Consider the following 20824-nt stretch of genomic DNA (forward strand, 5'->3'; position numbering starts at 1 on the left):
TCATTCCGGTGTTATCAGGGCGCCCCGAACGCGCGGGTTAGAGCCTTCGCGGTGGCGTGCACATTTTTTTTAACGACAGGATCTGAACATGATTGACCTTAACACCTGGAACCTGAGCATCCCCGAAGGTAGCCCAGCAATCACCATCGAAACCCCACGCCTGGCGCAAGGGTTCAAGGACCAGTACTTCAACGCCGAAACCGGTGTTGCGTTCTTCTGGGCTCCGGTCACCGGCAGCACGACCGCCAACGCGATCTACCCGCGCAGCGAACTGCGGGAAACCTACAGCGATGGCACCTTGCGCAACTGGCTGTACTCGGCGGCGGATAACAAGCTGCGCGCGACCCTGGCCGTCAACCAGGTGCCCAGCACCGGCAAGATCGTGATCGGCCAGATCCATACCAAGGACAGCAACAGCCCCATGGTCAAGCTGGAATACCAGTACAAGACCTACAGCTCCACGGGCAACATCGTCGCCAAGGTACGCATGCGTCCCGACGACGAAACAGGCCAGGTCATCACCATTGCCACGGGCGTAAAGCTCGACCGCAACTTTTCCTACCAGATTCACCTCAGCCCGAAGGGTGCACTGGGGATCAGCGCAGCGGGCTATAGCTGGCGAACCACCATCGACCCGAGCTGGAAAGTCAAACCGCTGTATTTCAAGGCCGGCGCGTATGTCCAGGACAACACCGGCTACACCACCGAAGGCGGAAAAGTGACGTTCAGCCTGCTGGAAATCCAACACAACATCTGACTTTCACGGGGCACAGCAGCAGGGAACGCTGCCTGTGCGAGGCGACCAAGCGACAGATGCCATAGGGCCATCGTTCAAAAAATTTTCAGCCTGGCCGACCAACGGTCATGCTTCTCGGGCACAAAATCGGCCAGGGCCACTCTGACGGACAGGAAAAAGTCACCCCGCGCATCATCCAGTCATCTGAAAAGCTCGAATTAGAGGCTTCGGCTAGGTCTTGCAACTTTTTTACTCTGTAGAGGGATCCGCACATGGTCGATCTTGCAACCTGGAACTTGAGCATTCCCGAAGGCAGCCCGCCGAAAACCATCGAAACACCACGGCTGGTGGATGGGTTCCAGAATAAGTACTTCAACTCCGAAGGCAGCACGGTGTATTTCTGGTCGCCCGTCACCGGCACCAAGACTGAAAATGCCGTCTATCCGCGCAGCGAATTGCGAGAGACCTATAGAGACGGCACCTTGCGCAACTGGCTGTTCCCCGAGGCCGACAATAAATTGAGCGCGACGCTGGCCGTCAACCAGGTCCCCAGCAGCGGCAAGGTCGTGATTGGCCAGATCCACGCCAAGGACAGCAACAAGCCCATGGTGAAGCTGGAATACCAATACAAGGACGACAGCAAAACCGGGAATATTGTCGCCAAGGTGCGCATGCGCCCCGATGACGACGAGGGCCGGGTCATCACCATTGCCACGGGCATAGCCCTCGATCGGTCCTTTTCCTACCGATTGCACCTCGACCGCACCGGCGACCTTGGCATCACCGCCGCCGGGTATAGCTGGTACACCACCGTCGGCGGCGCCTGGCGCGTCAAACCGCTGTATTTCAAGGCCGGCGTCTACGTGCAGGACAACACGGGCTATACCAGCGAAGGCGGAAAAGTGACGTTCAGCAAGCTGGATATCGATCACAACACTTGATCGGGTGCTTTCGATAGACAGGTACCGTGCGTATGTCCATTGCCGCGATAACGGGGCTGCTGACGGTTCCGTTCTTACAGCGGTTCACTTTCGAAAAGCGCGAAAGCAACCAAAGCGCTTTTGGTCCACCACTCGGCACCTCGCCCAGGCTCGGTGCGCCCTCACTCCGACCTTGCTCCGAGGACCCGCTGCGAAGGGCCATCCATGGCCCAGCGCAGCTATCCCATCATCCATGGCCGGATGCCCACTGCACAAAGCCTGCGTTCGGCCAACGTGGTTAACGGGCACCAAGATTAACGCCCAAAGTAAAGCTGGAGCGGCTATACGCTGCAAATGGGGAACAAGAAGAATCAATCCATCTGAAAAGTTATAAAAAACTGTCATTTCCTACAGTAGCCTGAGGACACGCCCCTCCTAATACTGTAATCACCCGGGCGGGTACCACAGACGCAAAGCCCAAATCCCCTTAAAAAACTGTCATCTATGACAGTAGTTTCAAACAACTGAGCGCAGTAGCTTAGATTTGTACGGAAAGTCATCGAAAACCGAGGTCATGTTGTTCAACGCAGCATGACTATCGCGTCGTACAGACCATATAACGCCTGGGGCATTCCTTCGATGGAGGCCCCATAAAAAGGAGTTTAGCTACCATGAGCCACAGATTATTCAACCTGGTATCGGCCTTGCTGCTCAGCACCGCCGCTCATGCCCAAGCCGCTTGCGATGAAACGCTGGTCAAGGATCTTGTCGGCAAGACATTCGATTCCAGCACAGAGAATGACGCCAAAGCCAAAGCCGGGGCAGATGCTGTAAGAAGCACCACTCCAGGTGGCATCTTTTTCACCAAGGATTTAAACAAGAATCGTCTCAGCATCACGGTGGATCAGGAAGGCAAGATCAAAGGCTTTACCTGCAGCTAAGCCAGCAATCATAAAAAAACCCGCATCACTGCGGGTTTTCTCACCACTGAAGCCTCAATTGACCTTGGCGTTCAACTCACCCTTCAGGTAACGCTGGTACATGCCTTCCAGGGAGATCGGCTTGATCTTCGAAGCATTGCCGGCGGTGCCGAACGCTTCGTAACGGGCGATGCACACGTCACGCATGGCGGTGACGGTGGCGCCGAGGAATTTGCGTGGGTCGAATTCGCTCGGATTGGTTGCCATCAGGCGGCGCATGGCACCGGTGGAGGCCAGGCGCAGGTCGGTGTCGATGTTGACCTTGCGCACGCCGTGCTTGATGCCTTCGACGATCTCTTCAACCGGCACGCCGTAGGTTTCCTTGATGTCGCCGCCGTACTGGTTGATGATCGCCAGCCATTCCTGCGGCACCGAGGACGAACCGTGCATCACCAGGTGGGTGTTGGGGATGCGCTTGTGGATTTCCTTGATGCGGTCGATCGCCAGCACGTCACCGGTAGGCGGCTTGGTGAACTTGTAGGCGCCGTGGCTGGTGCCGATGGCGATGGCCAGGGCATCGACCTGGGTTTTCTTGACGAAATCGGCGGCTTCTTCGGGGTCGGTCAGCATCTGGCTGTGGTCCAGCACGCCTTCGGCGCCGATGCCGTCTTCTTCGCCGGCCATGCCGGTTTCCAGCGAGCCCAGGCAACCCAGTTCGCCTTCCACGGAAACGCCGCAAGCGTGGGCCATGGCCACGGTCTGCTGGGTGACGCGCACGTTGTATTCGTAGTCGGTCGGGGTCTTGCCGTCTTCGCCCAGGGAACCGTCCATCATGACCGAGCTGAAGCCCAGCTGGATGGAGCGCTGGCAGACGTCAGGACTGGTGCCGTGGTCCTGGTGCATGCACACCGGGATATGGGGGAATTCTTCGATCGCCGCCAGGATCAGGTGGCGCAGGAACGGGGCGCCGGCGTATTTACGAGCACCGGCCGAAGCCTGGACGATCACCGGAGAGTCGGTCTTGTCAGCGGCTTCCATGATGGCGCGCATCTGCTCAAGGTTGTTGACGTTAAAGGCTGGAACGCCATAGCCGAACTCGGCTGCGTGGTCCAGCATCTGACGCATGCTGATAAGTGCCATTTGTGTGTCTCTCCCGGTCGAGGGTCGTTAATCGTGCCAGCCTGCCGGAGCGGCGGCGGCTATTCAAGTCATTGCGGGTCGGGGTTTGTCCCCGGCCTGCGTGTTCGGTATCGCTAAACCCAAATACTGACGCGATCCCTGTGGGAGCGAGCTTGCTCGCGATGAGGGTACATTCAACATTACTGTTACCTGGTACACCGCTATCGCGAGCAAGCTCGCTCCCACACTGGATCCGCTCCCACATTTGGATTTTCGTGGTCGGTTCAATCGTATTACTGGGCTTTGCAACCGCGTCCGATCAGATCATTGGTGGCGACCCAATACGCCAGGCCTTCCTCACCCTTGATATGGAACGCCAGCATGTCGTCACTGTACAGCGCACCCGACGCACCCGGTTCCTGCTTCAGGCGATACACCTGCTCGGCGCCGCCGAGGCGCACCTCGACAGCATTGCGGGTATCGTCGGTATAGCGCCAGATGACCTTGGCCTCGCTGTCGCAAGTCCAGGTCGTCCAACCCGCCACCGGTTCGGACGAATGCAACAGGTTCAACTGCGCGCAACCGGCCAGCAATGCCAACGCCATGATGGCGATAAAGCCTTTCATCCGTGTTCCTCGACTGACGGCACAGGCCGCCAGCCATGAGTTAAAGGGTCAGACCCGTCAAGGACAGCCATGTTCCTTGGCCGGGGTTTGCGTTTCGTATTTGTCCAGACCGTCCGGCCCGGAGCGCTTGTTCAGCACCGGGTTGGTTTCCGCCTGCCATTCCGCCTGGTAGCAGCCTGGCTCCGGCTCACGGGGAGCCGGCTCCGACGTAGCCTGCGGTTGACTCCCGCAAGCGGCCAGGGCCACGGTCGAAAACAAAAGCGCCCACGTCTTGACCATCAGAACACTCCTTTGCCCGGTCAACCTAACCTCAGGCCTTGGCCCGGCTTTCGAGGATTTCCACCGCCGGCAGCACCTTGCCCTCGACGAATTCGAGGAACGCACCGCCACCGGTCGAAATGTAGGAAATCCGGTCAGCCACGCGGTACTTGTCGATGGCCGCCAGGGTATCGCCGCCACCTGCGATGGAGAACGCCGGGCTTTCGGCGATAGCCTGGGCCAGGACCTTGGTGCCGTTGCCAAACTGATCGAATTCGAACACGCCCACCGGGCCGTTCCACAGGATAGTCTGGGAAGCCTTCAACAGCTCGGCGAAATTGGCCGCGGTCTGCGGACCGATGTCCAGGATCATGTCGTCTTCAGCCACGTCGGCGATCGCCTTGACGGTGGCCTTGGCGCTTTCGGCGAATTCCTTGGCGACCACGACGTCCACCGGCAGCGGCACGCTGACCTTGGCGGCGATTTCACGGGCGGTATCCAGCAGGTCCGGCTCGTAAAGGGATTTGCCGACCGGATGACCGGCGGCCGCCAGGAAGGTATTGGCGATACCACCGCCGACGATCAACTGATCGCAGATCTGGCTCAGGCTGTTCAGCACGTCGAGCTTGGTGGAGACCTTGGAACCGGCCACGATGGCGGCCATCGGCTTGGCGGGAGCGCCCAGGGCCTTGCCCAGCGCATCCAGTTCGGCGGCCAGCAATGGGCCCGCCGCCGCGATCTTGGCGAACTTCGCCACGCCATGGGTCGAACCCTCGGCACGGTGCGCGGTACCGAAGGCGTCCATCACGAACACGTCGCACAGGGCGGCATATTGCTGCGCCAGCTCGTCGGCGTTCTTCTTCTCGCCCTTGTTGAAGCGCACGTTCTCGAACAGCACGACGTCGCCGGCCTTCACGTCCACGCCACCCAGGTAGTCGGCCACCAGCGGCACTTCACGGCCCAGGGCGCGGCTCAGGTAGTCGGCCACTGGCTTGAGGCTGTTCTCGGCCGAGAACTCGCCCTCGGTTGGACGGCCCAAATGCGAGCAGACCATCACGGCCGCGCCTTTTTCCAGGGCCAGCTTGATGGTCGGCAGCGAAGCCAGGATGCGCGCGTCGCTGGTGACGACACCGTCCTTGACGGGGACGTTGAGGTCTTCGCGGATCAGTACGCGCTTACCTTGCAGATCGAGGTCGGACATCTTCAACACGGTCATGGGTCGCAATTCCTGGATAACTGTTTAGAGAGCAGGTTTTTTTGAAACAGAACGCTGGGAATCAGAAAGCGAAGTCGCCGCCTGCAGGTAGTGCCCGGCAACGTCCAGCATTCGGTTGGCAAATCCCCATTCGTTGTCGAACCAGGCCAGGATGTTCACAAGCCGAGGCCCGGAAACGCGGGTCTGGCTGGCGTCGACGATGGCCGAATGAGGATCATGGTTAAAGTCACAACTGGCATGAGGCAACTCGGTATAGGCCAGCAAGCCTTTGAGCGGGCCGCTGGTGGCGGCTTCGCGCAGGATCCGGTTGACCTCGGTGGCGTCGGTATCGCTCACGGTCTGCATCGTCATATCGAGGCAGGACACGTTGACCGTCGGCACCCGCACGGCTTTGGCCTGAATTCGTCCCGCAAGTTCCGGCAGCAGCCGTTCGATGCCTCTCGCCAGACCAGTGGACACCGGAATCACCGACTGGAACGCCGAACGGGTGCGGCGCAAGTCTTCATGGTGATAGGCGTCGATCACCGGCTGATCGTTCATCGCCGAGTGGATGGTGGTGATCGACACATATTCCAGGCCGACGGCCTGGTCCAGCAAGCGCAACAGCGGCACGCCGCAGTTGGTGGTGCAGGACGCGTTGGACACCAGCAGCTCTTCGCCGGTCAGGCAATCCTGGTTCACGCCGTAGACGATGGTGGCGTCCACGTCCGCTTCACTGGCCATCGGCTGGGAGAACAACACCCGTGGCGCGCCGGCAGCGAGAAAACGCTGGCCGTCTTCGCGGGTGTGGTAGGCGCCAGAGCACTCGAGCACCAGATCGACATCCAGGGACGCCCAATCGATGCCTTCGGGGGTGGCACTGCGCAAGACCTTCACGCAGTCGCCGTTAATATGCAGACAATCGCCCTCGACCCGCACTTCGCCGGGAAACCGGCCGTGGGTGGAGTCAAAGCGTGTCAGGTATTCGATGCTGGCCATGTCGGCCAGATCGTTGATGGCCACAATCTCGAACCCGGCCTTGGCTCCTCGCTCGAACAACGCACGCAAGACGCAACGACCAATCCGGCCGTAGCCGTTGAGTGCAACTCTGTAGGGACGCGGTTGGGGCATGGGGTTCTCTGACCTGGTTGAATCCATTGAGGCAGTGTCGTCTGGGCCACCGCTATCGCGAGCAAGCTCGCTCCCACAGGGTCGGTGAAAACCCTTGTGGGAGCGAGCTTGCTCGCGATGGCGTCAGAACAGACAACCTGTTTGCGGATCAGTCTTCCAGCAGCTCTTCAGCCTGACCCAGGATGTTCTCCAGGGTAAAACCGAACTCTTCGAACAAGGCTGCGGCAGGTGCCGATTCACCGTAGGTGGTCATGCCGATCACGCGGCCTTCCAGGCCAACGTACTTGTACCAGTAATCGGCGTGAGCGGCCTCGATGGCGATCCGGGCGCTGACCTGCAGTGGCAATACCGACTGCTTGTAGCCGGCGTCCTGGGCATCGAACACGCTGGTGCATGGCATGGACACCACACGCACGTTGCGGCCTTGGGCGGTCAGCTTGTCGTAGGCCTGGACGGCCAGGCCGACTTCGGAACCGGTGGCAATCAGAATCAGCTCGGGCTCACCGATGCAGTCCTTGAGCACATAGCCGCCACGGGAAATGTCGTCGATCTGGCCAGCTTCACGGGCCTGGTGCTGCAGGTTCTGACGGGAGAAGATCAAGGCCGATGGGCCATCGTTGCGCTCGATGGCGTATTTCCAGGCCACCGCCGACTCCACGGCATCGCATGGGCGCCAGGTATCGAGGTTCGGAGTGCAGCGCAGGCTGGCCAGTTGCTCGATCGGCTGGTGAGTCGGGCCGTCTTCGCCCAGGCCGATGGAGTCGTGGGTGAACACATAGAGCACGCGCTTTTTCATCAGCGCCGACATGCGCACGGCGTTGCGGGCGTACTCCATGAACATCAGGAAGGTCGCGCCATAAGGCACCAGGCCGCCATGCAGGGCTACGCCGTTCATGATGGCGCTCATGCCGAACTCACGCACGCCGTAGTACATGTAGTTGCCACTGGCATCTTCGGCACTGACGCCCTTGCAGCCTTTCCACAGGGTCAGGTTGGAACCGGCCAGGTCGGCCGAACCGCCCAGCAGCTCGGGCAACAACGGGCCGAAGGCATTGAGGGTGTTCTGGCTGGCCTTGCGGCTGGCGATGGTTTCGCCCTTGGCTGCGACTTCGGCGATATAGGCCGAGGCCTTTTCGGCGAAGTCGGCTGGCAGCTCGCCACTGAGGCGACGGACCAGTTCATTGGCCAGCGCAGGGAACTCGGCGGAATAGGCAGCGAAACGCTGATCCCAATCGGCTTCGAGCGCACGACCTTTTTCCTTGGCGTCCCATTCGGCATAGATGTCGGCAGGGATTTCGAACGGACCGTGCTCCCACTTCAACGCGGCGCGGGTCAGGGCGATTTCCTCGGCGCCCAGCGGGGCCCCGTGGCAGTCTTCCTTGCCTTGCTTGTTGGGGGAGCCGAAACCGATGGTGGTCTTGCAGCAGATCAGGGTCGGCTGGGCGCTCTTGCGAGCGGTCTCGATGGCGGTCTTGATTTCTTCCGGGTCATGGCCGTCGACGTTGCGGATCACCAGCCAGTTATAGGCTTCGAAGCGCTTGGGGGTGTCGTCGGTAAACCAGCCCTCGACTTCGCCGTCGATGGAAATGCCATTGTCATCGTAGAAAGCGATCAGCTTGTCCAGGCCCAGGGTGCCGGCCAGGGAGGCGACTTCATGGGAAATACCTTCCATCATGCAGCCATCGCCCAGGAATACGTAGGTATGGTGATCGACCACGTTATGGCCAGGACGGTTGAACTGGGCCGCCAGAACTTTTTCGGCGAGGGCAAAACCCACCGCGTTGGCGAGGCCCTGGCCCAACGGGCCGGTGGTCGTTTCGACGCCCGGGGTGTAGCCGTATTCCGGATGGCCCGGGGTGCGGCTGTGTAACTGGCGGAAGTTCTTCAGGTCATCGATCGACAGGTCGTAACCGGTCAGGTGCAGCAGCGAGTAGATCAACATCGAACCGTGACCGTTGGACAGCACGAAGCGGTCACGGTCGGCGAAGGACGGATTGCTCGGATTGTGCTTGAGGTAGTCGCGCCACAGCACCTCGGCGATATCCGCCATGCCCATCGGGGCACCTGGATGGCCGCTGTTGGCTTTTTGCACGGCATCCATGCTGAGGGCACGAATGGCATTGGCACGCTCACGACGGCTGGGCATCGCTGATCTCCTGGGTTTTGAATAGACGAAACTGAAAAAAGGCGAGCATTTTCCCTCACCCACCCGCCCGGGGGCAATGACAGATAGTCATCCAGAGCGGTTTTTCCGGTGGATAAAGTCGCTTTCGCCAGGTGAAACCTTTCCGCTGATGAGCTGTAGAGTCGAGCGCGCTCCGGGAAGTGCCATTTATCGTTCAATATCAAAACTTTTTGATATTGAACTTGCGATGACATAACCCCCTGTCTAGACTGCCGCCCTATGAACTTACGTGCGCCTTCCCTTCAGCATAACGATAGCGATGAACTGGCGGCCCTTTGCAAGGCCGGTGGCGACCCGTTGCGCCTCAATGTGTTGCGTGCCCTGGCCAACGATTCGTTCGGCGTGCTGGAGCTGGCACAGATCTTCGGCATCGGCCAGTCCGGCATGAGCCATCACCTCAAGGTCCTCGCCCAGGCCGACCTGGTGGCGACCCGCCGTGAAGGCAATGCAATTTTCTACCGTCGCGCCCTGCCCCACACCGACCTTCTGGGTGGCAAGCTGCACGCGGCATTGCTGGAAGAAGTGGACGAGCTGAGCCTGCCGACGGACGTGCAGGCTCGCATTGCCCAGGTCCATGGGCAACGGGCCGCCGCCAGCCAGGATTTTTTTGCCCGGGTCGCGGAGAAATTTCGCGCCCAGCAGGACCTGATCGCAGGATTGCCGCAATACCGTGAAAGTGTCTTGGCGCTGCTGGACAAACTTAGCTTTGCGGCCGACGCCACCGCCATCGAGGTGGGTCCTGGCGATGGCGCCTTCCTGCCGGAACTGGCAAGACGCTTCAGCCAGGTCACGGCGCTGGACAACAGCCCGGCCATGCTCGAGCTGGCTCGCCAGGTATGCGAGCGCGAAACCCTGACTAATGTCAGCCTGCAATTGGCCGATGCCTTGAATGGTGTGAACCTGCAGGCCGATTGCGTCGTATTGAACATGGTACTTCATCATTTCGCCGCGCCGGCCGATGCCCTCAAGCACATGGCCGGCCTGCTGCAACCAGGCGGCAGCCTGCTGGTGACAGAGTTATGCAGCCACAACCAGAGCTGGGCCAGGGAGGCCTGCGGTGATCTCTGGCTGGGGTTCGAACAGGACGACCTGGCCCGTTGGGCCACCACTGCGGGCCTCGTGCCCGGGGAAAGCCTCTATGTAGGCTTACGAAATGGTTTCCAGATCCAGGTCCGCCATTTTCAGCGGCCGGCTGGTGACACTCACCATCGGTAACTTGTAGGAAAACATCGAGATGAGCGAATACTCCCTTTTCACCTCCGAGTCCGTGTCTGAAGGGCATCCGGACAAAATCGCCGACCAGATTTCTGATGCGGTGCTGGACGCCATCATTGCTGAAGACAAGTTCGCCCGCGTGGCGTGCGAGACTCTGGTGAAAACGGGCGTGGCGATCATCGCTGGCGAAGTCACCACCTCGGCCTGGGTCGACCTGGAACAGATCGTTCGCGACGTCATCCTGGGCATCGGCTACAACAGCTCCGAGGTCGGCTTCGACGGCGCGACCTGCGGCGTGATGAACATCATCGGCAAGCAGTCGGTGGACATCGCCCAGGGCGTGGACCGCAGCAAGCCGGAAGACCAGGGTGCCGGCGACCAGGGCCTGATGTTCGGCTACGCCAGCAACGAAACCGACGTGCTGATGCCCGCCCCGATCACGTTCTCGCACCAATTGGTGCAACGCCAGGCCGAGGCACGCAAGTCCGGCCTGCTGCCATGGCTGCGTCCGGATGCCAAGTCTCAGGTCACGTGCCGCTACGAAAATGGCAAGGTGGTCGGCATCGACGCCATCGTGCTGTCGACCCAGCACAACCCGGAAGTCTCCTACAAAGACCTGCGCGAAGGCGTGATGGAACTGATAGTCAAGCACGTAGTGCCTGCCGAGCTGCTGAACAAGGACACCCAGTTCCACATCAACCCGACCGGCAACTTCATCATCGGTGGCCCGGTGGGCGACTGCGGCCTGACTGGTCGCAAGATCATCGTCGACAGCTACGGCGGCATGGCCCGTCACGGTGGCGGCGCGTTCTCCGGCAAGGATCCTTCGAAGGTTGACCGCTCTGCCGCCTATGCCGGTCGCTACGTGGCCAAGAACATCGTGGCCGCCGGCCTGGCCGAGCGCTGCGAGATCCAGGTGTCGTACGCCATCGGCGTCGCCCAGCCGACTTCGATCTCGTTGAACACCTTCGGCACCGGCAAGATCGGCGACGACAAGATCATCAAGCTGGTACGCGAAGTGTTCGACCTGCGTCCATACGCCATCACCACAATGCTCGACCTGCTGCATCCGATGTACCAGGAGACTGCGGCCTACGGTCACTTCGGCCGCACGCCGCAGACCAAGACAGTCGATGGCGATACCTTCACCACCTTCACCTGGGAAAAGACCGACCGCGCCGACGCTCTGCGCGCCGCTGCCGGCCTGTAATACCCCGCAGCCATGAAAAAGCCCCTGGCGATCCGGTCGCCAGGGGCTTTTTCATCAAAAAATCAAAATCAGGCGCCGTTCCTGTGGCGAGGGACAAGTCCCCGGCCCAAATAGGGCCCTCAGGTGATCTAAGTCCTGCGTGCCACCAGCAAAAACGACGCCGCACCGGCCAGCAGCCCCGCACACATCCGGTTGAACAGACGCTTGCCACTGGGCTGGGCGAACAGCCGCCGCGCATGGATGCCCATGTAGCAATACAACCCGATGGCAATGCACTCCAGCGCCAGGAACAAACCGCCCAGCACCGCGAACTGTTGGGTAACGGTGCCCGCCCTGTCGACGAACTGCGGCAGGAACGCGGTAAACAACAGGATCGCCTTCGGATTACCGATCGCCACCAGGAATTCCTGGCGTGCCAGGCTGGTCATGCTGATCGTCGTGATCGCCGCTTCGCTACCGGCCTCAGGCTGAGCGCGCCACAACTGCACGGCGAGGTAGAACAGATAACCGGCACCGACAAGCTTGATTCCCAGGAACAGCACTTCCGAGGTATGCAGCACGGCGGTGAGCCCCACCGCTGCCAGGGCGATCATGATTGCAAATGCCACCAGTCGACCGATGCCTCCGCTGCACGCCCGGACAAAGCCATAACGCGAGGCGTTGCTGATGGATAACAGGTTATTGGGCCCGGGCGCCATGTTCAGCGCGAAGCAGGCCGGAATGAAAACGGCGAGTGTCGTCAGGTCCATCGAGGGGCACTCCTGGCTGGGCGGATCGAGGCACCATTGTGCCCCGCCCCAGGCTGGGTTCAAGGGACAGTTGCACAGCTAGATCGCACCACACTGTACCGCCGCCGCAACGCCCGGTAACGCTCCAGGCCTCGCAGCTTGCGCGAGCGTGGCTAGCCTTGAAAGACCCAACCAAGCAAGGATGCTTCGATGCCAGCGTTATTTCATGTACTCGTTTATTCCCTGTTCGTAGCCGCCTCCGTTAATGCAGCGACCTGTCCCGACTGGCCGGCCGAACGAACCCAGGCGGAAATCGCCGCCCGGCAACGCCAGATCGACGCCTGGGACGACAGCTACCACCGCCTCGGCCGGTCGCCGGTGGCCGATGAGCTTTACGACCAGTCCCGCGCGCAACTGGAGCGATGGCGCAACTGTCTCGACCTTCCTGCGCCAGCCAATCCGTTGCGCACGGCTCGCGGGAAAGTACCGCATCCAGTCATTCATACAGGCCTGGAGAAGCTCAAGGACGCCTCGGCCGTACAGGCCTGGCTCAATGGCCGCCAGGACGTCTGGGTGCAACCGAAAGTCGATGGCGTGGCGGTGACCCTGGTCTACCGCGAGGGGCGCCTGCATCGGGCAATCAGCCGTGGGGATGGCATTAAGGGGCAGGACTGGACTGCGAACGCGCGCAAGATCGGCGCCATTCCACGACAGCTGCGCCAACCTGTGGACCTGCTGGTGCAGGGCGAGTTGTACTGGCGCCTGGGCGAGCATGTCCAGGCCAGCAGCGGTAGCCTCAACGCCCGCGCCACCGTGTCGGGCCTGGTGGCCCGCAGCAACCTGACCGCACAGGAAGCCGCAGACATCGGCCTGTTTGTCTGGGAATGGCCGGCAGGGCCGCAGACCCTGCCCGAGCGGACGGCCATGCTGAAGGAACTGGGCTTCGCTGACACCATCGACTACAACCAGCCGGTCCAGGCGCTGGCCGATGTCGAACATTGGCGCGACCACTGGTATCGCACACCATTGCCGTTCGTCAGCGATGGCATCGTCCTGCGCCAGAGCCGCCGCCCACCGGCCAACCGCTGGCAAGCCAGGGCGCCTTTCTGGAGCGTGGCCTGGAAATACCCCTACGCCCAAGCCCTGGCCGGGGTGCGCAAGGTCCGCTTCAACGTCGGTCGGACCGGACGTATCACCCCGGTTCTTGAGCTCGAGCCCGTCATGCTTGACGATCGACGAATCCGTCGGGTGAGTGTCAGCTCCCTCAAGCAATGGGAAGAAATGGATATCCGCCCCGGCGACCAGGTCGCCATCAGCCTGGCCGGGCTGACCATTCCTCGCCTCGACAGCGTCGTGCTGCGCAGCGTCGTGCGGCAGGACATCGATGCTCCGGTGGCAGCCGACTATCACTTCCTCAGTTGCTGGGAGCCGACACCCGGCTGCGAAAGCCAGTTTCTCGCGCGCCTGAATTGGCTGAGCGGCAAACATGGGCTCGCCCTGCCCCATGTTGGTCCTGGCACTTGGGAAAAACTCCTGGCCGCGGGCCGACTCGACGGATTGCTGGATTGGATGACCCTCGATGCCGCCGAGCTTGCTAACATGTCCGGCTTCGGCGAACGCAGCCGCGACCGCCTGCTCGCCGGCCTGCACAGTGCCAGACAACGTCCTTTCGAGCAGTGGCTCAAGGCCCTGGGCCTGCCACCTGCTGGCGGGGCCCGGCTGGAGGGCCCTTGGCAGGTGCTGGCCGAACGAGACACCGTACAATGGCAAGCCGAGGCCGGTATCGGGCCGGGGCGCGCCGCGCAACTGAGCGCTTTTTTCCGCGACCCGCACGTGCTGGCGTTAAGCGAGATATTGCGTGCTGCCGGGATCGACGGTTTCTGATCAGGCCGCGCGGTTGAACCCAAGGGGCTGGCATGCGTTCCAACAGCGCAGCTGCACCGCTGGCTTGCGAGTTTTTTACGGATTTGCCTTTTTTGGAGTTGCTATGAATTTCCTGCCCCCCGTCCTGCTGGCCTTATGCAGCCTCATGACCGCCCCTCTTTGGGCGGACGAGCAGGCACCGGAACTCACCGGCTGCGCGGCCAAGCGTCAAGGCATCATCAATCAGATCGAACTGGCCAAGTCCCGGGGCAACCAGGAGCAGCAGGCCGGCCTCGAAACGGCGCTGAACGAAGTCACCACCCATTGCACCGACGCTTCCTTGCGCAAGGAACGTGAGAACAAAGTGCTTGAAGCCAAGCACGAAGTCAGCCAGCGTCAGGCCGACCTGGAAAAGGCCATGAAAAAAGGCGACCCGGAGCGGATCAACAAGCGCAAGGACAAGTTGGCGGCCTCCCGCAAGGAATTGCAGGAAGCCGTGGAGGAGCTGGATAAATAAGCAACCGTTCTCAGTAGTCCCGAAACTCTTTATGACAGGCACTGCAGGCGTCTTCGACCTTCTGCACCGCCGGCCCGAGGTAGCTGGCCCTGTAAGGCTGGACCTTGCTGGCAGTCACCAACTCAGCGGTGGCCGCCTCGAGGCTGCGCGCCAGCTCCTGGAAGCGCGCCTGTTTTTGCCAGACCTCATCCCGGGCGCTGGTGTGGTCCTCCTCCCGCACCTGCGGGAAATGTTTCCACGGCTCGCGGGACAGTTGGTCCAGTTGCACCGCGCCTTCGGCGAAACGCGCCCCATCGAACGGGATGCGACCGCGCAACATGCCGCCCAGCTCTTCATTGGTCTTGAGCATCTGCTTGAAGATCGCCTTGCGCTGGCCCAAGGGAGAATTGGGGTCGACACCGCCGCAGGCGGACAACGTCAGGCAAGCCAGCACTGCCATGAAAAAACGTTTTGCAAACATCTTGGCCTCGGGTCAGGAAACGGCAGCCAGTATCCTCGTGTCGCCGGCAAAGACCAATAGCCCTATTCACAACAAGGGTTGTGCGCACGCCCTGGCACGCATACGACCCGCGAAGGAAATCTCATGAACCGCTTCAAAACCTGGCACAAAAGCCTGGCGTTGCCCCTCTCTCTGATTGCCCTGCTGAGTGGTTGCAACCCCGGCGAAAAGACCGAGGAGCCCAAGACCCACGCGCTCGCCACCTATGTCAGCGCACCTTGGGAAGCCTTGCCGGCGGTCTCCGATGAAGACCTGCTGGCCGGTTTTGGCGCCTGGCGCAGCGCGTGCACCCGGCTCAAGGCCGATGCGACCTGGGGTTCGACCTGCGCGGCGGCGGCCAACGTGCCGCAGGCCGCCTCCGATGTGCGCAACTTCCTGAAGCAGAATTTGGAGGTCTACGGCTTGCGCTCCGGGGACAACAGCCCCAACGGCCTGATCACCGGTTACTACGAGCCGGTCTACCCGGGCAGCCTGACCCGGACCGCCGTTGCCAACGTGCCGGTGTACGGCGTGCCTGAAGACATGATCATCGTGTCGCTGGACAGTATCTATCCCGAACTCAAGGGCAAACGCCTGCGCGGTCGCCTCGAAGGTCGGGTGCTCAAGCCCTATGACGACGCGGCCACCATCGAAACCAATGGGGTGAAGGCACCGGTGATCGCCTGGCTGACGGACCCGATGAACCTCCAGTTCCTGCAAATCCAGGGCTCGGGCCGCATCCGGCTCGATGACGGTCGCCTGCTGCGCATCGGCTATGCCGACCAGAACGGTCATCCTTACCGCCCCATCGGACGCTGGCTGGTGGAACAGGGCGAGTTGAAGAAAGAAGACGTGACCATGGGCAGCATCAGCGCCTGGGCCAAGGCACACCCGACCCGGATACCCGAGTTGCTGGCCAGCAACCCGAGCTACGTATTCTTCAACCGCAACCCAGACAGCAACGAAGGCCCGCGCGGTTCGCTGAATGTGCCCCTGACTGCGGGCTACAGCGTGGCGGTGGATCGCAAGGTGATTCCGTTGGGCAGTCTGTTATGGCTGTCCACCACACGCCCTGATGGCAGCCCGCTGCATCGACCCGTCGCCGCCCAGGACACCGGCGGCGCCATCGCCGGCGAAGTCCGTGCGGACCTGTTCTGGGGCACGGGCGAGGCCGCAGGGCAACTGGCCGGAGACATGAAGCAACAAGGCCAGATCTGGATGCTCTGGCCCAAGGGCATGGCATTGCCGCAAGTGCCACAGGTGGCGAATGCAGTGACCACCAACCCCTAAGGGGGGTGATTGCCCCACCCCATCGCTAACAGGCTAGCTCCCGCAACTGATCTCTTGCAGAGCCAGACCCGATGCAGGACGAGCCAGCTCGCGATGGGGTCGGCCATGACCCAACCGCCAGGCTCAGATGGAAACGAAGAAGAAGCTCGCCACCAGCCCCACCCCCACGAACCACACCAGCGAACGCAGGATCGCCCAGTCCGCCAGGTAGCAGATGATGTAGAGCAGGCGACTGGTGATGAACAGCACGGCCAGGACGTTGATGGTGACCAGCTCGGCATTGCCGGCCAGGTGCGCAACAATCACCGCGGCGGCAAAGAACGGGGAGATTTCAAAGCTGTTCAGTTGTGCGGCGTAGGCGCGCCGCGGTGCGCCTTCGAGCGAGTCGAGAAAGTCCCGCGGATCGTGATTATCCCGCAACCGGTATTTCCCGCCGGCCTTGGCGATGCCGACACATAGGTAAGGCAGGAGAAAAGCAATCAAAATACACCACAGGGCAACCGTCATGAGGCAGTTCCTTCTTTGAGTTTTATCGAGAATCGTGAATTCGGGGGCTGGTCAGAATTTCATCACCAGCATGCCGATCAGCACCAGCCCGCAGGCTAAGAGCCGTGGCCGGCCGAAAGGTTCTTTCAGGTAGCGCATGCCGAACAGCACCACCAGGATCACGCTGATCTCCCGCAGCGCCGCCGCTTCGGCGATCGACCCCAGTTGCATGGCCCATAGCACCAGAGCGTAGCTGAACAATACGCAGAATCCGACTGCCAGGCCCAGCCGCCATTGTTGGCGCCAGAACAGCATGAACGCTGGGCGCTTGCTCACCCAGGCCAGCAACGGAAACGGCCAGGCACAGAACAACGTGATCCAGACCAGGTAATCCAACGGGTGGGACCAGCGCCGCAGGGCCTGGCCGTCGATGTAGGTGTAGCAACCGATGCACAGCCCGATCAGCGCCACCACTGGCAACATCGACCAGGGCAATCGTTCGCCGCCCCCGCCTTGCCATAACAGGCACAGCATGCCAAACGGAATCAACAGGATGCCGAGGACCTGCTGGGTCGTCAGTACCTCCCCGGCAAAGATCAGCGTCAGGGCCAGCACCACCAAGGGCGACAGGCCGCGCATCAAGGGGTAGACCAACCCGAGGTCACCGACCCGGTAAGCCTGGATCAGCAAATAGCGATACAACAGCTCGAACGCCGCCGATGCCAGGATCCATGGCCAGATTTCCATCGGTGGCAGCGCCACGAAACCCAGGGCCAGCGCCGCGAACAGCAAGGCCACGCTGTCCATGCAAGCCACCACCAGCAGACGTTCGCCACTGAATTTGATCAATGTATTCCACGCCGCATGCAGCAGCGCAGCCACCAGCACCAAGGCCGTTGCAAGCACGGCATACTCCTTTTCCTGCCCCGCTCCAGCGGGCGCTGCCCAGGCAACGCCTGCACCCCTTGAGGCTGATGAATTTTTCGCGATCCGCCGGCTGACGTTTATACTGCAAGCGACCACGCCGCACTCAGTTGCGCATAAATCAATTCCAATAAAATTCGCTGTTGCCCGCTTCCTTGAAAGGCATCGGCGTGCGTATGCCTGATCACAGCGTCAAGACTACAGACAGAGACCTTGCGCATGCCACTCGCCTTGCTTGCCCTGGCCGTTGCCGCTTTCGGCATCGGCACCACCGAATTCGTCATCATGGGGCTGCTTCCCGATGTCGCCCGCGACCTGGCCGTGAGCATTCCCCAGGCCGGACTGCTGATTACAGGCTATGCCCTGGGCGTCGTGTTCGGCGCGCCCGTGCTCGCGGTGGGCACCGCCAACATGCCGCGCAAGGCCACGCTGCTGGGCATGACGCTGATGTTCATCCTGGGCAACGTGCTCTGCGCCCTGGCCCCGAACTACCTGACGCTGATGGCCGCGCGGGTCATCACTGCGTTATGCCACGGCGCCTTTTTCGGCATCGGCTCCGTGGTGGCGGCCGGGTTGGTGGCGCCGAACAAGCGGGCCCAGGCCATTGCGATGATGTTCACCGGCCTGACCCTGGCCAATGTACTCGGCGTCCCGCTGGGCACGGCGTTGGGACAATACGCCGGCTGGCGTTCGACGTTCTGGGCGGTATCGGTGATCGGAGTGATCGCCGCCATTGCCCAATGGGCCTGGTTGCCCAAGGAAATTCCCATGGAGAAAGCCGACCTGGCCAGTGAGTTCAAGGTCCTGGGCAAGGCCAATGTGTTGCTCGCCCTGGGCATGAGCGTGCTGGCGTCCACCAGTCTCTTCAGCGTCTTCACCTACATCGCGCCCATCCTGCAGGACATCACCGGCGTCAGCCCCCACGGCATCACGATCATGTTGCTGTTGTTCGGCGTCGGCCTGACCGCCGGCAGTTTTCTTGGCGGGCGCCTGGCCGACCGACGCCTGCTGCCGTCACTGGTGGGCATGGCCCTGGCCGTGGTGCTGGTACTGGCGGCATTCAGCCAGACCAGTCAATCGGTGATTCCAGCGGCGATCACGCTGGTGCTGTGGGGAATCTTCGCCTTCGCCCTGTGCCCGATCCTGCAGTTGCTGATCATCGATCAGGCCCACGAAGCGCCGAACCTCGGCTCGACCCTGAACCAGAGCGCGTTCAACCTCGGCAATGCCACTGGTGCGTGGATCGGCGGCCTGGTGGTGGCCAGCGGGGTCAACCTGGCCGATCTGCCGTGGACCGGCGCCCTGGTCGGCGGATTGACCGTGCTGACCGCGGTGTATTTCATTTATCGCCAGCGTCGCCAGGAGGTCCCGCTGGGCGCGGCCGACTAGGCGTGCCGCTCTCGCTGCGCACCTGTGCGTGGCTGATCAGCGCGAAGATGCAACTGCCGCCGATGATGTTCCCCGCCAGGGTCGGCGCGGCGAACACCAGCCAGAAGTCCTCCCATGACAACTGGCCGGCGAAGACCAGGTAGGACACTTCGGCCGAGCCGACGACGATGTGGGTGAAGTCCCCGAGCGCCATGAGGTAGGTGATGAGGATGATGATCCACATCTTGGCGCTCTCCATGGAGGGGATCATCCAGACCATGGTGGCGATCATCCACCCGGAAATGATGCCCTTGGCGAACATCTGGCCCGTGTCGTTTTCCATGACCTTGCGGCCGATTTCCAGGAAAGCCAGGTCGGTGCGGCGGTCGAAGATCGGCAGGTGCAACATCACGTAGGCCACCAGCAGGGTGCCGCACAGGTTGCCCACCAGCACCACTCCCCACAGCCGCAACAAACGGCCGAAATTGCCCAGGGTGGGCTTGCTCATGATCGGCAGCACGGCAGTCAGGGTGTTTTCCGTGAAAAGCTGCTGGCGCGCAAGAATGACCGCGAGAAAACCGGCGCAGTAGCCGAGACTGGCGATCACCTTGAAACCTTCGTGGTCCGGCAGCCGGGAGTTGAGCAACCCCATCGCCATCAACGACAGGCCCATGGTCAACCCCGCCGCCAGGGCCGACCACCAGAGCGCGGCAATACTGCGCTCCAATTCCTGGTTGCCCTGGGTACGGATGATTTCGTGCAGCACCGCCGCCCGCGGGGGCTGGTTGCGGTCCACATCGTGTTGCTCCTGAGCCGACAGGTCAGGGGTCTTGCCTTCTTCGTGGGTGTCCATACAGCTCCTGAACCGGTGGCGTGATGTAGCTACGACACGCGGCGTCCGGAGCTGTTCAGTGGTGCACTGAAGTTCCCGGAACTTGAAACCGCCACCCTCTCACTCGACAACGGCATCCTTGAACTGATCCTTGACGTACTTGATCTCGGTCCGGCCATGGGGCGCCGGCAAGCCATCTTCGCCGAGATTGACGAAGACCATCTTCTCGACGGTCAGGATGCTCTTGCGGGTGATCTTGTTGCGCACTTCGCAGGTCAGGGTGATGGAGGTGCGGCCGAACTCGGTGGCGGTAATGCCCAGCTCGATGATGTCGCCCTGGCGAGAGGCGCTGACGAAATTGATCTCGGAGATGTATTTGGTCACCACACGCTGGTTGCCGAGCTGGACGATGGCATAGATCGCCGCTTCTTCGTCGATCCAGCGCAACAGGCTGCCGCCGAACAGCGTGCCATTGGGATTGAGGTCTTCGGGCTTGACCCATTTGCGGGTGTGGAAATTCATGATCACTCCTTGAGTGTCTGGCCGATGGATGCCCGCATCATGGCAGATTGGCCGGGCAGCGCTCTATGCCGCTGGTTCAATGACGCTCATCAGCAATTTCGATTTGCCGACAGAAACCCTTTGGAAGATCCGATTAGCCCGTTATAATCGCCCCGTTTTATCCGGCCCACCCACTGGGCCGTTCCCGCCACCTGTCCGAGGGGCGCTGCAGCAGGCTCGACCTGTCAGGCTCGGATGGGGCGTTGTTTGTACGGGGCACCCCGCGCAGACACTAAAACGCACAACGGCGCCCATTCGCATA

The 20824-nt window shown here is 61.4% G+C and carries 21 protein-coding genes and 1 riboswitch; of the genes, 9 read left to right on the forward strand and 12 right to left on the reverse strand.

The window, feature by feature from the left end; genetic code table 11:
* The first annotated feature begins 88 nt into the window (after positions 1-88).
* The 3 genes from AC1M7R_RS09170 to AC1M7R_RS09180 all read left to right on the forward strand — a co-directional run bounded on the left by AC1M7R_RS09170 (position 89) and on the right by AC1M7R_RS09180 (position 2597).
* The gene (locus tag AC1M7R_RS09170) at positions 89-757 is read left to right on the forward strand and encodes a polysaccharide lyase family 7 protein (protein ID WP_072390036.1); all 669 of its coding nucleotides are present in this window, start codon (positions 89-91) and stop codon (positions 755-757) included.
* Between the two features lie 251 nt (positions 758-1008).
* Positions 1009-1677, forward strand: a complete 669-nt coding sequence (locus AC1M7R_RS09175) for a polysaccharide lyase family 7 protein (protein ID WP_072390039.1) — start codon at positions 1009-1011, stop codon at positions 1675-1677.
* Positions 1678-2327: 650 nt separating this feature from the next.
* Positions 2328-2597: an I78 family peptidase inhibitor gene (locus tag AC1M7R_RS09180; RefSeq protein ID WP_072390042.1), complete on the forward strand. Its 270-nt coding sequence runs from the start codon at positions 2328-2330 to the stop codon at positions 2595-2597.
* Between the two features lie 54 nt (positions 2598-2651).
* Here AC1M7R_RS09180 and fba read toward each other — a convergent pair whose 3' ends face one another.
* The 6 genes from fba to tkt all read right to left on the reverse strand — a co-directional run bounded on the left by fba (position 2652) and on the right by tkt (position 9051).
* Complete coding sequence (fba, locus tag AC1M7R_RS09185) at positions 2652-3716, reverse strand: class II fructose-bisphosphate aldolase (RefSeq protein ID WP_053156043.1); 1065 nt, start codon at positions 3714-3716, stop codon at positions 2652-2654.
* A 272-nt stretch (positions 3717-3988) separates the two neighbouring features.
* Entirely contained in the window at positions 3989-4321 is a 333-nt protein-coding gene (locus AC1M7R_RS09190; RefSeq protein ID WP_072390045.1) for an MliC family protein, read from the reverse strand.
* A 57-nt stretch (positions 4322-4378) separates the two neighbouring features.
* The gene (locus tag AC1M7R_RS09195; protein WP_072390048.1) at positions 4379-4600 is read right to left on the reverse strand and encodes a hypothetical protein; all 222 of its coding nucleotides are present in this window, start codon (positions 4598-4600) and stop codon (positions 4379-4381) included.
* A 31-nt stretch (positions 4601-4631) separates the two neighbouring features.
* Entirely contained in the window at positions 4632-5795 is a 1164-nt protein-coding gene (locus AC1M7R_RS09200) for a phosphoglycerate kinase (protein WP_072390051.1), read from the reverse strand.
* Positions 5796-5819: 24 nt separating this feature from the next.
* Entirely contained in the window at positions 5820-6905 is a 1086-nt protein-coding gene (gene epd / locus AC1M7R_RS09205; RefSeq protein WP_072390054.1) for an erythrose-4-phosphate dehydrogenase, read from the reverse strand.
* A 148-nt stretch (positions 6906-7053) separates the two neighbouring features.
* Entirely contained in the window at positions 7054-9051 is a 1998-nt protein-coding gene (gene tkt / locus AC1M7R_RS09210) for a transketolase (protein ID WP_490610367.1), read from the reverse strand.
* 258 nt (positions 9052-9309) lie between these two features.
* Here tkt and AC1M7R_RS09215 point away from each other — a divergent pair, with 258 nt between their 5' ends.
* Positions 9310-10305, forward strand: a complete 996-nt coding sequence (locus AC1M7R_RS09215) for an ArsR/SmtB family transcription factor (protein WP_490610368.1) — start codon at positions 9310-9312, stop codon at positions 10303-10305.
* Between the two features lie 19 nt (positions 10306-10324).
* Positions 10325-11515, forward strand: coding sequence for a methionine adenosyltransferase (gene metK / locus AC1M7R_RS09220; protein WP_072390063.1), 1191 nt, complete (start codon positions 10325-10327; stop codon positions 11513-11515).
* A 128-nt stretch (positions 11516-11643) separates the two neighbouring features.
* On the opposite strand, the gene AC1M7R_RS09225 is transcribed toward metK, so the two are convergent.
* The gene (locus AC1M7R_RS09225; RefSeq protein ID WP_072430876.1) at positions 11644-12264 is read right to left on the reverse strand and encodes a LysE family translocator; all 621 of its coding nucleotides are present in this window, start codon (positions 12262-12264) and stop codon (positions 11644-11646) included.
* A gap of 189 nt (positions 12265-12453) precedes the next feature.
* On the opposite strand from AC1M7R_RS09225, the gene ligB reads away from it, so the two are divergent.
* Together ligB and AC1M7R_RS09235 are read left to right on the forward strand one after the other, a co-directional pair.
* Positions 12454-14127, forward strand: a complete 1674-nt coding sequence (gene ligB, locus AC1M7R_RS09230; protein ID WP_490610369.1) for an NAD-dependent DNA ligase LigB — start codon at positions 12454-12456, stop codon at positions 14125-14127.
* Positions 14128-14230: 103 nt separating this feature from the next.
* Entirely contained in the window at positions 14231-14623 is a 393-nt protein-coding gene (locus tag AC1M7R_RS09235; protein ID WP_072390072.1) for a DUF1090 domain-containing protein, read from the forward strand.
* Positions 14624-14633: 10 nt separating this feature from the next.
* Here the strand turns inward: AC1M7R_RS09235 and AC1M7R_RS09240 are convergent, their stop codons facing one another.
* Positions 14634-15083 (reverse strand): c-type cytochrome, encoded by a 450-nt coding sequence (locus AC1M7R_RS09240; protein WP_072390075.1) that lies wholly within the window; start codon positions 15081-15083, stop codon positions 14634-14636.
* 123 nt (positions 15084-15206) lie between these two features.
* Here AC1M7R_RS09240 and mltA point away from each other — a divergent pair, with 123 nt between their 5' ends.
* Positions 15207-16391 carry a murein transglycosylase A gene (gene mltA / locus AC1M7R_RS09245; protein ID WP_072390078.1) on the forward strand — a complete coding sequence of 395 codons (1185 nt, stop codon included), beginning with the start codon at positions 15207-15209 and terminating at the stop codon, positions 16389-16391.
* A gap of 123 nt (positions 16392-16514) precedes the next feature.
* Here the strand turns inward: mltA and AC1M7R_RS09250 are convergent, their stop codons facing one another.
* Both AC1M7R_RS09250 and AC1M7R_RS09255 read right to left on the reverse strand, forming a co-directional pair.
* The gene (locus AC1M7R_RS09250) at positions 16515-16898 is read right to left on the reverse strand and encodes an MAPEG family protein (protein WP_072390081.1); all 384 of its coding nucleotides are present in this window, start codon (positions 16896-16898) and stop codon (positions 16515-16517) included.
* 51 nt (positions 16899-16949) lie between these two features.
* Positions 16950-17783: an EamA family transporter gene (locus AC1M7R_RS09255; RefSeq protein WP_072390085.1), complete on the reverse strand. Its 834-nt coding sequence runs from the start codon at positions 17781-17783 to the stop codon at positions 16950-16952.
* 237 nt (positions 17784-18020) lie between these two features.
* Here AC1M7R_RS09255 and AC1M7R_RS09260 point away from each other — a divergent pair, with 237 nt between their 5' ends.
* Positions 18021-19190: an MFS transporter gene (locus AC1M7R_RS09260; protein ID WP_072390087.1), complete on the forward strand. Its 1170-nt coding sequence runs from the start codon at positions 18021-18023 to the stop codon at positions 19188-19190.
* On the opposite strand, the gene AC1M7R_RS09265 is transcribed toward AC1M7R_RS09260, so the two are convergent.
* A complete protein-coding gene (locus AC1M7R_RS09265) occupies positions 19141-20022 on the reverse strand; it encodes a formate/nitrite transporter family protein (RefSeq protein ID WP_072390090.1) in 882 nt (293 codons plus the stop codon). The two genes, AC1M7R_RS09260 and AC1M7R_RS09265, sit on opposite strands and share 50 nt — an antisense overlap.
* A gap of 99 nt (positions 20023-20121) precedes the next feature.
* Positions 20122-20523 (reverse strand): acyl-CoA thioesterase, encoded by a 402-nt coding sequence (locus AC1M7R_RS09270; RefSeq protein ID WP_003206420.1) that lies wholly within the window; start codon positions 20521-20523, stop codon positions 20122-20124.
* A 191-nt stretch (positions 20524-20714) separates the two neighbouring features.
* Positions 20715-20822, forward strand: a riboswitch (S-adenosyl-L-homocysteine riboswitch).
* Positions 20823-20824 lie beyond the last annotated feature (2 nt).

It is taken from the genome of Pseudomonas sp. MS01C9 (assembly GCF_058202755.1).